This window comes from Streptomyces phaeolivaceus, from assembly GCF_009184865.1.
Taxonomy (GTDB): domain Bacteria; phylum Actinomycetota; class Actinomycetes; order Streptomycetales; family Streptomycetaceae; genus Streptomyces; species Streptomyces phaeolivaceus.
This window is the reverse complement of record NZ_CP045096.1, coordinates 9,640,455-9,654,792: the sequence shown is the minus strand read 5'-3', so window position 1 is coordinate 9,654,792 and position 14,338 is coordinate 9,640,455. Positions and strand designations below refer to the sequence as shown.

The 14,338-nt window shown below is 72.0% G+C and carries 12 protein-coding genes and 1 pseudogene; 8 read left to right on the top strand and 5 right to left on the bottom strand.

All coding sequences use genetic code 11. The features are described from left to right. Window positions 1–230 precede the first annotated feature (230 nt). Window positions 231–827, bottom strand: a pseudogene (locus F9278_RS43920) (DUF1996 domain-containing protein); the annotation flags it as partial. 329 nt (window positions 828–1,156) lie between these two features. On the opposite strand from F9278_RS43920, the gene F9278_RS43915 reads away from it, so the two are divergent. From F9278_RS43915 to F9278_RS43905, 3 genes are all read left to right on the top strand, one after another. Beyond that, complete coding sequence (locus tag F9278_RS43915) at window positions 1,157–3,934, top strand: SpoIIE family protein phosphatase/ATP-binding protein (protein ID WP_226967197.1); 2,778 nt, start codon at window positions 1,157–1,159, stop codon at window positions 3,932–3,934. A gap of 39 nt (window positions 3,935–3,973) precedes the next feature. After that, on the top strand, window positions 3,974–4,861 hold the full coding sequence (locus tag F9278_RS43910) for a Gfo/Idh/MocA family protein (RefSeq protein ID WP_152173304.1): 888 nt from the start codon (window positions 3,974–3,976) through the stop codon (window positions 4,859–4,861). A 142-nt stretch (window positions 4,862–5,003) separates the two neighbouring features. Beyond that, window positions 5,004–5,795, top strand: a complete 792-nt coding sequence (locus tag F9278_RS43905) for a hypothetical protein (RefSeq protein ID WP_152173303.1) — start codon at window positions 5,004–5,006, stop codon at window positions 5,793–5,795. 20 nt (window positions 5,796–5,815) lie between these two features. On the opposite strand, the gene F9278_RS43900 is transcribed toward F9278_RS43905, so the two are convergent. Continuing rightward, window positions 5,816–6,598 carry an alpha/beta fold hydrolase gene (locus tag F9278_RS43900; RefSeq protein WP_152173302.1) on the bottom strand — a complete coding sequence of 261 codons (783 nt, stop codon included), beginning with the start codon at window positions 6,596–6,598 and terminating at the stop codon, window positions 5,816–5,818. Window positions 6,599–6,703: 105 nt separating this feature from the next. Between F9278_RS43900 and F9278_RS43895 the strand changes: the two genes are divergently transcribed. Together F9278_RS43895 and F9278_RS43890 are read left to right on the top strand one after the other, a co-directional pair. Then, window positions 6,704–7,669 (top strand): DUF1152 domain-containing protein, encoded by a 966-nt coding sequence (locus tag F9278_RS43895; protein ID WP_152173301.1) that lies wholly within the window; start codon window positions 6,704–6,706, stop codon window positions 7,667–7,669. Between the two features lie 29 nt (window positions 7,670–7,698). Next, entirely contained in the window at window positions 7,699–8,682 is a 984-nt protein-coding gene (locus tag F9278_RS43890) for an aldo/keto reductase (RefSeq protein ID WP_152173300.1), read from the top strand. Window positions 8,683–8,748: 66 nt separating this feature from the next. On the opposite strand, the gene F9278_RS43885 is transcribed toward F9278_RS43890, so the two are convergent. Next, a complete protein-coding gene (locus F9278_RS43885) occupies window positions 8,749–9,237 on the bottom strand; it encodes a hypothetical protein (protein ID WP_152173299.1) in 489 nt (162 codons plus the stop codon). Window positions 9,238–9,380: 143 nt separating this feature from the next. Here F9278_RS43885 and F9278_RS43880 point away from each other — a divergent pair, with 143 nt between their 5' ends. Then, complete coding sequence (locus tag F9278_RS43880; protein ID WP_152173298.1) at window positions 9,381–10,745, top strand: FAD-dependent oxidoreductase; 1,365 nt, start codon at window positions 9,381–9,383, stop codon at window positions 10,743–10,745. 146 nt (window positions 10,746–10,891) lie between these two features. Next, the gene (locus tag F9278_RS43875) at window positions 10,892–11,512 is read left to right on the top strand and encodes an L-threonylcarbamoyladenylate synthase (protein WP_152173297.1); all 621 of its coding nucleotides are present in this window, start codon (window positions 10,892–10,894) and stop codon (window positions 11,510–11,512) included. Between the two features lie 37 nt (window positions 11,513–11,549). Here F9278_RS43875 and F9278_RS43870 read toward each other — a convergent pair whose 3' ends face one another. Together F9278_RS43870 and F9278_RS43865 are read right to left on the bottom strand one after the other, a co-directional pair. Beyond that, window positions 11,550–12,677 (bottom strand): DUF6745 domain-containing protein, encoded by a 1,128-nt coding sequence (locus F9278_RS43870; protein ID WP_152174514.1) that lies wholly within the window; start codon window positions 12,675–12,677, stop codon window positions 11,550–11,552. A 52-nt stretch (window positions 12,678–12,729) separates the two neighbouring features. Continuing rightward, entirely contained in the window at window positions 12,730–13,056 is a 327-nt protein-coding gene (locus F9278_RS43865) for a hypothetical protein (protein ID WP_152173296.1), read from the bottom strand. 291 nt (window positions 13,057–13,347) lie between these two features. Here F9278_RS43865 and F9278_RS43860 point away from each other — a divergent pair, with 291 nt between their 5' ends. After that, window positions 13,348–14,316 (top strand): STM4015 family protein, encoded by a 969-nt coding sequence (locus F9278_RS43860; protein WP_152173295.1) that lies wholly within the window; start codon window positions 13,348–13,350, stop codon window positions 14,314–14,316. Window positions 14,317–14,338: the final 22 nt, after the last annotated feature.

Genomic DNA, 14,338 nt, shown 5'->3' with positions numbered 1-14,338 from the left:
CCGCCCGTCAACTGATGCGGCATCAATCGCCGCTCAAACTAACAAGGTTGACGGAGCATGGGGACGGCATCCAGTGGGTCGTTCCGTGCCGTTCCGGGCCGTTCCGGGCCGTTCCGGGCCGTGCCCGGTCAGTAGCCGCCGCGCCTGACCCGGCGGAGCAGCACGACACCGGCGAGCACGGCCACACCGCCGATCATCGCCGGCCACAACTGCGCCCCGGTCTCGGCGAGGTCGCCCGTCGCCGACTGCGACCCCTGCGAGCCGTTCTGCCCGGCGGGCGACGGGATGTTGGCGGCCTGACCACCATTGCCCGGCTGGCCCTGCTGGTCGCCCTGACCGCCCTGGTCCTGGCCGTCGCCGTCGTTGTTCTGACCGCCCTCGTTCTGGCCGTCCCCGTTCTGGCCGTCCCCGTTCTGGTCGCCGCCGTTCTGACCGTCGCCGTTCTGGTTCTCGGCGGGGCGCAGTTCACAGGCGGCGAGGGAGTCGAGGCCGTCGGGGCGGTCGCCGACGCGGTCGATGGCGATCGCGACGCGCTCGATCGTCGCGGCCCGCTTCTCCTTCAGCGGGTCCATGATCGCGTTGTCGGCGAACCCGTCGTCCTGCCGCTGGGCCTGCGCGGAGTTCTGCAGCCGCTGGTAGGCCTCGGCTATCTGCTGGTCCAGGGCGGCGAGTTCCTTGTCGACCCCCGGCCGCGCCTCGTCGGGCACCTCCGTCAGTTCGGCACCGACATCCGGGCAGTCGATCGTGCCGACGGCCGAGTTGACCTGCTCGACGGTGTCGTCCGTCGAACCCTCCTCGGTGGCCGACGCGTAGACGTTGACGGCCACGAGCCCGCCTCCGCCCAGGATCAGCGCGATCGCGGCGGAGGTCGCGCGCCGTGCTCCTGATGGGCGTCTGCGCCTGGTGGTGCGTCCCACGGACAGGTCCTGCAACGTCTCGGTCGGATCCGGACAGGGAGAACCCCAGCCCGATACGGAGCCGGACCGCGATCTGTTCAAACGACTCGTGAATTCATAGGAATCTCATAGGAAGCGGCACGTCACAGGTGGTCACAGAGCTGCCGGGCGTCTCCTCGGCCCCGCGGCCGACGGCATCGGCCGTGACAGTGTGTGATCCCCTCTCGCCTCCGGGCGCGGGGCAGTGTAGACATGGGCACATGGTCCGTCTCCTGGGTCGATCTCGCTCTCAATCGACCCGCCGTCCCCAGAGCCGGCCTGCGCAGGGCCGGGACGACCGCGCCCGGCGGGTACCGCACGGTTCGGACGGCGGCGCAAGTCGAGAGCCGGGGCAGGGGTCGGGCCCGCTCGCGGGGCTGCGGTCGGCGCTGCGCGGACGCAGTGTCGCCGGGCAGGTGTTCCTGCTGCAGGTGGTGATCGTGCTGGTACTGGTGGTGTCGGCCGTGGTGGCGCTGGTCCTCCAGGTACGGCACGACAGCACCAAGGAAGCGCACAACCGTTCACTCGCCGTGGCGGAGACCTTCGCGAACGCGCCGGGCACCCGCGAGGCGCTGGACGCGAAGGACCCGACGGCGATCCTCCAACCGAGGGCCGAGGCCGCCCGGATCCAGTCCAAGGTGGACTTCATCGTCGTGATGAACACCGACGGGATCCGCTACACCCATCCGAAGACGGACCGCATCGGCAAGCAGTTCGTCGGCACCATCGAACCCGCGCTGAAGGGCGAGTCCTTCACCGAGGACATCAACGGGACCCTCGGCCCGCTCGTCCAGGCCGTGGTGCCGATCAAGGACCCCGACGGCAAGGTGGTGGGTCTGGTCTCGGCCGGGATCACCACGGAGAACGTGGGCGGCGTCGCGGAGCAGCAGCTGCCCCTGGTGCTGGCCGCCGCCGCGGCGGCCCTCGCCCTGGCCACGGCGGGCACCGCCCTGGTCAGCAAACGGCTGCTGCGGCAGACCCATGGCCTCGGCCCGTCCGAGATGACCCGCATGTACGAGCACCACGACGCGGTGCTGCACGCCGTGCGGGAGGGCGTGATCATCGTCGGCGGCGGGGGCCGGCTGCTGCTCGCCAACGACGAGGCGCACCGTCTGCTCGATCTGCCGCCGGACGCCGAGGGGCAGGACGTGCTCGCCCTGGGCCTCGAACCGCACATGGCCGATCTGCTGGCCTCGGGGCGCGTCGCCAACGACGAGGTGCACCTCGTGGGCGACCGGCTGATCGCGGTCAACCAGCGCGCCACCGATCTGCAGGGCGAGCCCTCCGGCAGCGTCGCCACGCTCCGCGACTCCACCGAGCTGCGCGCCCTCTCCGGCCGCGCGGAGGCCGCCCGGGAGCGGCTGCGGCTGCTCTACGACGCCGGAGTGGGCGTCGGCACCGGGCTGGACGTCACCCGCACCGCCGAGGAACTGGCGGAGGTGGCCGTCCCCCGGTTCGCGGACTTCGTCACCGTGGACCTGGCCCCGGCCGCGCTCAGCGGCGACGAGCCCGAGACGGCCACGACACTGCGCCGTACGGCGTTCTGCGGGATCCGCAAGGACGCGCCGCTGTACAAGGTGGGCGAGCGCATCGACCTGGTCGCCTCCTCGCCGCAGGCCCACAGCATCGACAGCCACAGTTCGACCCTGGTGGCCGACCTCAGCCGCGCGCCCGGCTGGCGGGCCCAGGACCTGGAACGGTCCGCGCAGGTCGTCGAGTACGGCATCCACTCGCTGATCACCGTGCCGTTGCGGGTGGGGCAGCTGGTGATGGGCGTCGCCAACTTCTGGCGCTCGGAGAAACCCGAGCCGTTCGACCGGGAGGAGTTGGCGCTCGCCGAGGAGCTGGTGGCCCGTGCGGCGGTCTCCATCGACAACGCGCGCCGCTACACCCGCGAGCACACGATGGCCGAGACCCTGCAGCGCAGCCTGCTGCCGCGCAATCTGCCCGAGCAGAGCGCCCTGGACGTCGCCTACCGCTATCTGCCCGCGCAGGCCGGGGTGGGCGGCGACTGGTTCGACGTCCTGCCGCTGTCGGGGACCCGGGTCGCGGTCGTCGTCGGCGATGTCGTCGGGCACGGGCTGCACGCGGCGGCCACGATGGGGCGGCTGCGGACCGCCGTCCACAACTTCACGGCGCTGGATCTGCCGCCGGACGAGATCCTCGGGCTGCTGGACGAGATGGTCAGCCGTATCGACCTGGACGAGGCGGTGGTCGACGGCATCGCCCCGATCACCGGGGCGACCTGTCTGTACGCGATCTACGACCCGGTGTCGCGGCGCTGCACCGTCGCCCGCGCCGGGCATCCGCCGCTCGCGGTGGCCCGGCCGGACGGCACGGTCGACTTCCCCGACGTACCGGCCGGTCCGCCGCTGGGTCTGGGCGGGTTGCCGTTCGAGACGGCGGAGCTGGACCTCGACGAGGGAAGCCGGCTGGTGCTGTACACCGACGGGCTCGTCGAGCACCGGGAGCGGGACATCGACGCCGGTCTCGAACTGCTGCGGACCGCGCTGTCCGGGTCCGACACCTCACCGCAGGGCACCTGTGAGGCGGTGCTCGACGCGCTGCCGCCGAGCCGGGCGAGCGACGACATCGCGCTGATCGTGGCCCGCACCCGCGCGCTGGACTCGGGCCGTGTCGTCGAGTGGGAGGTGCCCGGCGACCCGGCGGCGGTCCGCCGGGCGCGCGCCGACGCCACCCGCCAGTTGGCCGCGTGGGGCCTGGAGGAGCTGGAGTTCACCACCGAGCTGATCCTCAGCGAGCTGGTCACCAACGCCATCCGGTACGGCGGGGGCCCCATCCGGGTGCGTCTCATCCACGACCGCCAGCTGATCTGCGAGGTCACCGACAGCAGTCACACCTCGCCCCATCTGCGGTACGCCGCCACGACCGACGAGGGCGGCCGGGGCCTGTATCTCATCGCCCAGCTCACCCAGCGCTGGGGCACCCGCTACTCCCCCACCGGCAAGACCATCTGGACCGAACAGGCCCTGCCCTGACGGCAGTGAACCTGACGGCAGTGAAGGAGAGACCCGCACATGCGTATCGGACTGCTCGGAACCGGTCCGTGGGCCGAGATGGCCTACGCCCCCGCGCTGAGCGCGCACCAGGAGCTGGACTTCGTGGGGGTGTGGGGCAGGCGCCCGGAGGCGGCCAAGGAACTGGCCGACCGGCACGGCGGGCTGCCCGTCTACGAGGACGTGGACGCCCTGTTCGCCGATGTGGACGCGGTCGCCGTGGCGCTGCCGCCGTCCGTGCAGGCACCGCTCGCGGCGCGCGCCGCGCGGGCGGGCTGCCATCTGCTGCTCGACAAGCCCCTCGCGACCGACGTCGAGGAGGGGCGGGCCGTCGTCGAGGCGGTCACGGAGGCCGGGGTCGCCTCGGTCGTCTTCTTCACCGCCCGTTTCCAGACCGCGATCGACGCGTGGATCACCGAACAGGCCTCCAGGGACGGCTGGTTCACCGGCCGCGCGGAGTGGTTCGGGTCGCTGTTCGACGACGAGAGCGACAGCCCCTTCGCGGACTCGCCGTGGCGGCGGGAGAAGGGCGGCCTGTGGGACGTGGGCCCGCACGCCCTGTCCGTGCTGCTGCCGGTCCTCGGGGACGTGGAGAAGGTGGCCGCCGCCGTGCGGGGCCCCAAGGACACGGTCCATCTGATCCTGCTGCACACCGGCGGGGCGTCCAGCACCCTCACCCTCAGCCTCACCGCGCCGCCCGCGGCCTCCGGCGCCACGGTCGAGCTGCGCGGCCGGACCGGGACGACCGTACTGCCCACGACCGACGAAGGTGCCGTACCGGCTCTCGTACGGGCGGGAGACGCGCTGTTGGCGGCGGCGCGTACCGGGCGCCCGCATCCGTGCGACGCCGCGTTCGCGCTGCGGGTGACGGAGCTACTGGTCGAAGCGGAGGGCAAGTTGACCGGCTGACCCGGCCGACTCCCGGGCGGGCGCGCGGGGTTGTCCAGGGAGCCCGCGCCCGATGTGCGTCCGGGTTTGCGTTCGTCCGATTTCGGACATCGTCCGGTGGCGGGCATGCCTTCGCCTCGCGCGTTCCGGTGAGGAGGTGCCCGTGGGCGCGACCGACGGGAGCGCCGCCGAGCCCCTGCGGCGCGGGGTGGCGGCCCAGAAGAAGGACCAGGACGCGCGGACGGTCATGCGGCTGCGCCTGGGGGTCGGTGTCATCGGCGTAGCGCTGCCCCTGGCGCTGCCGGCGGGCAACTGGATCGCGGCGCGGATCGACGGCCGGACCGGGGAGGGCTCCTGGCCCGGTTCCATGAGCGGCTCGTACTACACGAGCACCCGGGACATCTTCGTGGGCGCGCTGTGCGCGCTCGGGATCTTCCTGGTCGTCTACCGCTTCAACAGGTTCAACGACATCCTCGGCACGATCGCCGGAGCCTGCGCGCTCGGCGTCGCCCTCTTCCCCACCGCGCCGGGAGCCGGGGGCGACGGGAGCCAGCAGACGGTCTCCGTGTTCCACCAGGTGTTCGCCGTCGCCCTGTTGACGGCGATGGCGGCCTTCTGTCTCTTCATGTACGGGGCGCCCGGCATCAAGGACCGCCCGTACGCGCGGCGTCCCTACCTGGTGGCCGGGGTGCTGATCCTCGTCTTCATGGCGCTCGCCGCCGTCGCGGCGGCCACCAAGGTGGGCGACGACTGGCTGATCACCCCCCTGTACCTGTGCGAGTGGCTGTCCGTCTGGTCGTTCGGCTTCGCCTGGACGGGCGCGGCCCTGTCCCTGGCCGCCGACATCGACCGGCTGTCGCGGACCCGGGCCGTCGTCGACGCGGTGGTCGGATGGCTCCGCGCCCTCGGCGGTCCGCCGGGCCGGGGGAAGCCGCGCTCGCCCGAGACGGTGTGACCGGCCTCAGACGACCGGGCTCAGGCGCGGGCGCCGGTGAGGAAGCGGTCGAGGGTGGCGGTCAGCTCCGCCGGCTTCTCCACGGGGAGTTCATGGCCGGCGTCCAGGATGCGCACCTCGGCGTTCTGGTAGGCCTTGGCCATGCGGAGCATCTGGGAGACGGGCAACTGGATGTCGTAGTAGCCGTGCACGAGGAGGGTGGGGGTGCCGATCTCGCCGAGGCGGTCCAGGACGTCGAAGGCCCGCATGGCCCCGTACAGGGTCATGACGACCTCGCGCGGGGTGGCCGCCGAGGCGCGGATGTACTCCCGGATCTCCTCGCGGGGGTAGCCGGGGGCGAAGGCCCGCTGGATGTTGGCGGCGACGAACAGCCTGAAGGGGACCCGGGTGGAGACCGCCATCAGCAGACCGCGGCCCCGGCTGTAGGTCATCCGGCCGATGGAGCCGACCAGCACCAGGCGCTCCACCCGCTCGGGGTGGGCGAGGGTGAGGGTCTGGGAGATCATGCCGCCCATGGAGTGGCCGACCAGGACGAACCGCTCGACCTCCAGGTGATCGAGGAGGGCGAGCACGTCTGTCGCCAACTCCTCGATCGTGCGCACCCCGGCCCCGCCGCTCTCGCCGTGGCCGCGCAGATCGAGCCGGATCACCCGGCGCTTCGCGGCGAAGTGCGCGACCTGGTGGTCCCAGCGGCGCCGGTTCGCGGTCCAGCCGTGGAGGAACACCAGGGGCACACCGTCGCCCTCGCGGGGGCCCTCGTCGTCGTACGTCAGCGCGGCGCCGTCGACTTCGAGCTGCGGCATGGGGGCCTCCTGCGGTGCGATCCGGTTACTGACCGGTACGGTAACGGGTCGCCCGGCCCCCGTAAATCGTGCGCGCCCCACCCGTCGCCCTGTTAATTTCCCCCGGTGTTCTCCCTCCAAGAGCCCCCGTTCTTCACACGGCTGCGTGACGCCCGCCGTGTCCTCGTCGCCGGTGCCGGTGGCGGTTTCGACGTCTACGCCGGTCTGCCGCTGGCCCTGGCCCTGCGGTCGGCGGGCAAGGAGGTCCATCTCGCCAACCTCTCCTTCGCCGATCTGTACGGCCTGAGCCTGGACGTGTGGCTGGAGGCGGATGTCGCCGCCATCGGCCCGGAGACCGCGTTCCGGGGCGACTACTTCCCCGAGCACGCCCTCGCCCGGTGGCTCGATCTGCACGGGCTGCCCAGCACGGTGTACGCGCTGTCCCGTACGGGTGTGGCACCGCTGCGGGCCGCCTATCGGGCGCTGCTCGGTCATCTGGGCGGGGTGGACGCGGTGGTTCTGGTGGACGGCGGCACCGACATCCTGATGCGCGGCGACGAGCACGGGCTCGGGACGCCGGAGGAGGACATGGCGAGCCTGGGTGCCGTCGCCGGGCTCGACGAGGTCCCGGAGCGGCTCGTGGCCTGCCTCGGTTTCGGCGTGGACGCCTACCACGGGGTCAACCACTCGCTGGTCCTGGAGAACCTGGCCGCACTGGACCGGGACGGCGCCTATCTGGGCGCGTTCTCGCTGCCGCGCGACAGCCGTGAGGGCGCCCTCTACCTGGACGCGGTGGCGCACGCGCAGCGGTGCACGCCGACGCACCCGAGCATCGTCAACGGCTCCGTCGCGGCGGCCGTGCGCGGCGAGTTCGGCGACGTCCGCTTCACCGAGCGGACCCGCGGCGGCGAACTTTTCGTGAACCCGCTGATGGCGCTGTACTTCTGTGTCGACGCGGTGGGGCTGGCCCGGCGCAACCTCTACCTCGACCGGCTGGAGAGGACCGAACTGACGCGGCAGATCAGCTCGGTCGTCGCGGAGTTCCGGGACGAGCTGCCCCGGCAGCGTCCGCCGCGTGCCTTCCCGCATTGACCACGGGGAACAGCTGACAGACTGACGCCATGGAAGAACGCGCATTCGGTAGGTTGGGTCAGCACGCGTCCGTGGTCGGTCTCGGCACTTGGCAGCTGGGCGCCGACTGGGGGGACGTCGACGACACGGAGGCCCTCGCGGTGCTGGAGGCGGCGGCCGAGTCGGGGGTGACCTTCTTCGACACGGCGGACGTCTACGGCGACGGGCGCAGCGAGCAGACCATCGCCACGTTCCTGCGGAGCAGGCCCGACCTCCATGTGTTCATCGCGACGAAGATGGGCCGTCGCGTGGACCAGATCCCCGAGAACTACGTCCTCGACAACTTCCGGGCCTGGAACGACCGGTCGCGCCGCAACCTCGGTGTGGACCGACTCGACCTGGTCCAGCTGCACTGCCCGCCCACGCCGGTCTACTCCTCGGACGAGGTGTTCGACGCGCTCGACACCCTGGTCGGGGAGGAGCGGATCGCCGCGTACGGCGTCAGCGTGGAGACCTGCGCCGAGGCGCTGACGGCGATCGCCCGGCCCAACGTGGCGAGCGTGCAGATCATCCTCAACCCGTTCCGGATGAAGCCGCTCCTCGACGTCCTCCCGGCGGCCGAGAAGGCGGGCGTCGCGATCATCGCGCGGGTGCCGCTGGCCTCGGGTCTGCTGTCGGGCAAGTACACGAAGGACACGGTGTTCGCGGAGAACGACCACCGCACCTACAACCGGCACGGCGAGTCCTTCGACCAGGGCGAGACCTTCTCCGGCGTCGACTACGCCACGGGCGTCGAGGCCGCCGTCGAGTTCGCGGCGCTCGCCCCCGACGGGTTCACCCCGGCCCAGCTGGCGCTGCGCTGGATCATCCAGCTGCCGGGTGTCACGACGGTCATCCCGGGTGCCCGCACGCCGGACCAGGCCCGCGCCAACGCTGCCGCCGCCGCGCTGCCGGAGCTGTCGGGCGAGACGCTCACGGCGATCCGGGGGCTGTACGACCGCCGGATCAAGGAGCAGGTGGAAGGCCGCTGGTAGGACACCGGACAGGGCTCGTCCGGCGCCTCGCGGCGGACGAGCCCTGTGCGTGTCCGACGAACCGGGTCAGATACGGCCGCCGGTGAGCCGGGTGAGCGGGCCGCCGTGGACATGGCGTCCCGAGCGGCGGCCGGCCGCGTAGGAGGCGGCGGTCAGGACGGTCAGGCCCGCGCCCACACCGGCGGCGACGAGCTTGCGGTGGGCGATGACGGTCATGGCCGTCTTCGCGGTGGCGGCCACCTGACCGGAGGCCTGGACGACCGCCTGACGGCCCACCTCGACGCCCTTGACCGCGCTGCGCACGGCGTTGCCGGCGCTGTCGGCGGCGCGCCTGGTCGCGTCGGCCGCGTGTCCGGCTCCGGCCTTGGTGGCCGACGCCGCGTCGTCCACCTTGATCGCCGCCGTCTTCGCACCCTCGGTGGCCGGCGCCGTAGCCTGGGCGGTGGTCCGGCGGGCCTTGGCCGCGGCCGTCTCGGCGGACGCGGAGTTCTCGTTCGGGTCCTTGTTCGGTCGATTCATGGAGACCGCGTTGCCGTTCGCCGCCCCGGCAAACACATCCGGGCGGCCGTCCGGGCATTCCCCCGGATGGCATAAGATCGCTTTATGAGGTCATAGACCCGACCCGTGTACCTGGTAAGGGTTACCTTAGTTTAGGGTTGCCGTCGAGTCGCTTGTCTCCGCTCGAAGGGAACCTGAACATGCCCCGCCCTCTGCGGGTAGCCATTGTCGGAGCCGGACCCGCCGGGATCTACGCCGCCGACGCGCTGCTGAAGTCCGACGTGGCCACCGAGCCCGGTGTGTCCATCGACCTCTACGAGCGGATGCCCGCCCCGTTCGGACTGATCCGCTACGGCGTGGCCCCCGACCACCCCCGCATCAAGGGCATCATCACGGCCCTGCACCAGGTGCTCGACAAGCCGCAGATCCGTCTCTTCGGCAACGTCGACTACCCGACGGACATCAACCTGGACGATCTGCGCGCGTTCTACGACGCCGTGATCTTCTCCACGGGTGCCACGGCCGACCGCGCGCTCGACATCCCCGGTGTCGACCTCGACGGCTCGTACGGCGCGGCCGACTTCGTCTCCTGGTACGACGGCCACCCGGACGTCCCGCGCACCTGGCCCCTGGAGGCCGAGAAGGTCGCCGTCCTCGGTGTCGGCAACGTGGCGCTCGACGTGGCCCGTGTCCTCGCCAAGACCGCCGACGAACTGCTCCCGACCGAGATCCCGGCGAACGTCCACGAGGGGCTGAAGGCCAACAAGGCGCTGGAGGTCCACGTCTTCGGCCGCCGCGGCCCGGCGCAGGCGAAGTTCTCCCCGATGGAGCTGCGGGAGCTGGACCACTCCCCCAACATCGAGGTCATCGTCGACCCCGAGGACATCGACTACGACGAGGGCTCCATCGCGACCCGGCGCGGCAACAAGCAGGCCGACATGGTCGCGAAGACCCTGGAGAACTGGGCGATCCGCGACACCGGCGACCGCCCGCACAAGCTGTTCCTGCACTTCTTCGAGTCGCCCACCGAGATCCTCGGCGAGGACGGCAAGGTCGTCGGCCTGCGCACCGAGCGCACGGCCCTCGACGGCACCGGCAACGTCAAGGGCACCGGCGAGTTCAAGGACTGGGACGTCACCGGCATCTACCGCGCGGTCGGCTACCTCTCCGACAAGCTGCCCAAGCTGCCCTGGGACGTCGAGTCGGGCACCGTCCCGGACGAGGGCGGCCGGGTCATCGAGGAGACCGGCGCGCACCTGCGGTCGACGTATGTCACCGGCTGGATCCGGCGCGGCCCGGTGGGCCTCATCGGGCACACCAAGGGCGACGCCAACGAGACCGTCTCCAACCTCCTGGACGACTTCGCGAACGGGCGGCTGCAGGAGCCGTCCGCGCCCGCGCCGGAGGCCGTGGACGCGTTCCTCGCCGAGCGGAACGTGCGCTTCACGACGTGGGAGGGCTGGTACAAGCTCGACGCGGCGGAGAAGGCGCTGGGTGAGCCGCAGGGGCGTGAGCGGGTGAAGCTCGTCGAGCGTGAGGACATGCTGCGAGCGAGTGGCGCGTAGGCGCTCCGCTTGGGGCAGGGGGACTGTGGGCCGTCTTTGAGCCGCGGGTTGTTCGTGGCTGGTCGCGCAGTTCCCCGCGCCCCTGGACGGGGCCTTCGGCCCCCCGTCCAGCGAGCGGATGGCCGTCGGAGGCATAAGCTCGTCCAATGGCCAAGTACTACGACGTGCACCCCGACAATCCCCAGCCGCGTGCCATCGGGCAGGTGGCCGACAGTATTCGTCAGGGTGGGCTCATCGCGTATCCGACGGACTCCTGCTTCGCGCTGGGGTGCCAGCTCGGCAGTCGTGACGGCATCGAGCGGATCCGTACGATCCGGCAGCTCGACGACCGGCACCACTTCACCCTGGTGTGCGAGAACTTCGCGCAGCTGGGGCAGTTCGTGCACGTCGACAACGATGTGTTCCGTGCCGTGAAGGCGTCGACGCCCGGCAGCTACACCTTCATCCTCCCCGCGACCAGGGAGGTGCCACGCAAGCTGCTCCACCCCAAGAAGAAGACCGTCGGGGTGCGCATCCCCGACCACCGCGTGGCCCAGGCCCTCCTCGCCGAACTGGGCGAGCCCCTCGTCTCCAGCACGCTGCTGCTGCCCGACGAGGAGGAGCCGCTGACGCAGGGCTGGGAGATCAAGGAACGCCTGGACTACCTGGTCGACGCCGTGGTGGACTCCGGTGACTGCGGCACCGAGCCGACGACCGTCATCGACTTCTCCAGCGGCGAGGCCGAGATCATCCGCAAGGGCGCGGGCGACACCGCACGCTTCGAGTGACGCCCGGGGCCGGTGGGGCCGACGGGGCCTGCTGGGTTCAGGTCTGCCGCAGCGGCTCGTACGCCTCCGCGCCCAGCCCGAACGTCCAGGCCACCCCCTGCCGGGCCGTGGTCGTCGTGGGCGGCACCCGCAGCCAGTAGGTGCGGCTCGTGCCGTCGGGCTCCGGTGTGGAGTTGACGACCTCCACCATCACCACGTCCTCGTCGCCGGGCAGGGCTATCCGCCAGAGCACGCCCGTCTCGTCGCGATGCACCGGCTGCGCCCCGGACTCCTCCAGATAGCGGTCGTAGCCGTAGAACTCCAGCATCACGCGGCGCAGTTCCGCGTTCTCCTCGGCTCGGATCAGCTCGGGGGTCAACGTGCCCAGCCGGTCGAGGAATTCACCGGGGACGGGCAGGCCGCGCCAGGCGTGCAGGGCGAAGCCGTCGGTGTGGGCGAGCGCGGGTCCGTCGCCGCGGTCGAGGCGGCCCGCCTCGTCGCGGTGCAGTTCCACGGGTCGTTCGGCGACGACCGCGACGTTCTCGTACGGCCACCACCAGCCCGCCGTGCGGGCCACCTCGGCGAGGCCGTCGAGCCCGGGGGCCGCGTCGAGGGCGGCCAGCCAGGCCGCGTCGTGCTGGCCCAGGACCGCGTCGAGGAGCAGGAGCCGCAGGCCCGTCTCCTCCTTGCGGTCGGCCGGGGCCAGGGCCTCGACGACGCCGGTGCGGACGCGGTCGATCAGCGGCCGGGTGGTCTCCCAGAGGTCGGCGCCCGTCGCCCGCCAGTGGTCGCCCCAGCCGGTGGGGCCCAGCCGGGTGTGCAGCGCGGCGCGCGCGGCGGCGACCGGTCTGTTGCGGACGGCGTCGCGGACGCTCGCCCCGGTCGCCGACAACGCCTCGCCGTACGCCCCTGGGTCGGCCCACCGGCCGCCATCCGGTCCGCCGTCATCCGGTCCGCCGCCGTCCGGTCCGCCGCCGTCCGGTCCGCTGTCGGCCGCCCCGTCGCGATTCACCGCTGCTCCCGACAGCAGGCGTACCGCCTCCAGGGGCGAGCGGGCCCATACGATCCGCTCGGGCTCCCGCAGCCCCGCCCGCCGGTAGGCGAGGCGTACACCCGCCTCGGTCCGCGCCCGGTCGCCCGGCCCCGTGGCCGCCGCCACCGTCCGCCAACTCGCCTGTTCCTGCACGCCGTTCCCCTCCGTCATGGTCCTGTCCTGTCCCCGCCCCCATGCCGCCGTGTCAGTCCGCGACGATCCGCACCGAGCCCGGTACGTACTCGCGCTGCCGTATCACCCGGTACCAGCCCTTGGGCAGGGAGATCGCCGCGTGCTCCTCGTGGACGACACGGGCGCCCTCCGGCACGTGCAGCAGCATCGGGCCGAACACGCTCGCCTCGCGGATCAGACGGCCGGGGCCGACGACGGCATGCGCGTGACCGGTGACCTCGCCGAGGGCGAGGACGAGACGGCCGCGCCCGTCGCGCGGTTCCGAGGCGGCGTCGAGCGCGCCGCCGGGCACCGCGCTCTCGGCCAACGGCGCGATGAGGACGTCTCCTTGCCGGTACATGGCTCTCCCTCCGTCGGGCACTCTCCGTGCCACGAGAAGACCGTAGGCGCAGCCACTGACAATCGGCCCGTGCGGGCCTCGCGGACCGTTCGCCGGGGCGGGCGCGACGGTTGTCCACAGGACCGAGGTCCGTTGTTTGTCCACAGGACAGGGGTCCGCCGCACACGCTGTCAGTCGTTCTTGGTAGAACTCCCGTACCCGGCGGCGCTGTGTGCTCCGGGTGCGCAGCGGGCGGACCGGGCACGGGCTCGGCTGCCGTCCATGGACTTGGAACGAAGGGGCGGGGCGCACATGACCATCGGGAGCCATCTGGAGGATTTCCACGGCCTGCCGGTCCACCGCTTCCCCAGGTCGGTGAAGGGCCCGGAGGGTGCCGCGCACCTGCCCGCCCCGGAGTCGGTGGCCTGGAGCATCGCCGTGGACTCGTACGACAGCGAGGAGGAGTGGGAGGCGGCGTTCGCCCGGTTCCTGGCCTCGGTCGACACCGAGAAGGTACGGGCGCTGGTCGTGGGGGCCTGGAGCGAGGCGTACGACAGCGGGCCCGAGGGGATCGTCGAAGCCCTGGTGGCGGCGAAGGACCGGCTGCCGTCGCTGCGCGCGCTGTTCCTCGGTGACATCGTCATGGAGGAGTGCGAGATCTCCTGGATCAACCAGGGCGATGTGGGCCCCCTGCTGAACGCCTTCCCCGAACTGGAGGAGTTCGGGGTGCGCGGCGGCCAGGGGCTCGTGTTCCCGGCGCTGCGGCACGAGCGGCTGCGGACGCTGACGGTCGAGACCGGCGGTATGCCCGTGGAGGCCGTCCGTGGTGTCGCGGGCGGCGATCTGCCGGCCCTCGTCGAGCTGGACCTGTGGCTGGGCACACCCGAGTACGGCGGCGACTGCGAGGTGGCTGATCTGGCGCCGATCCTCGCGGGCACCCGGCTGCCGGCCCTCAAGCATCTGGCGTTGCGCAACAGCGAGATCCAGGACGACATCTGCGCGGCCCTGGCCGCCGCGCCGGTCGTGGCCCGCCTCGACGTCCTCGACGTGTCCATGGGCATCCTCACCGACGACGGCGCGACCGCCCTGCTCACGGGCCAGCCGCTGACCCACCTCACCACGCTGGACCTGCACCACAACTACCTCAGCCCGGCGATACGCGACCGCCTCCGGGACTCCCTGGAGGCCGAGGGGGTCCAGGTCGACGTGGACGCCGACGACGCCGAGTCGGACGAGGAGGAGGACGGCACGGTCTGGCGGTTCGTCGCGGTGGGCGAGTGAGCGCGTAGACGTACGGGGGCGA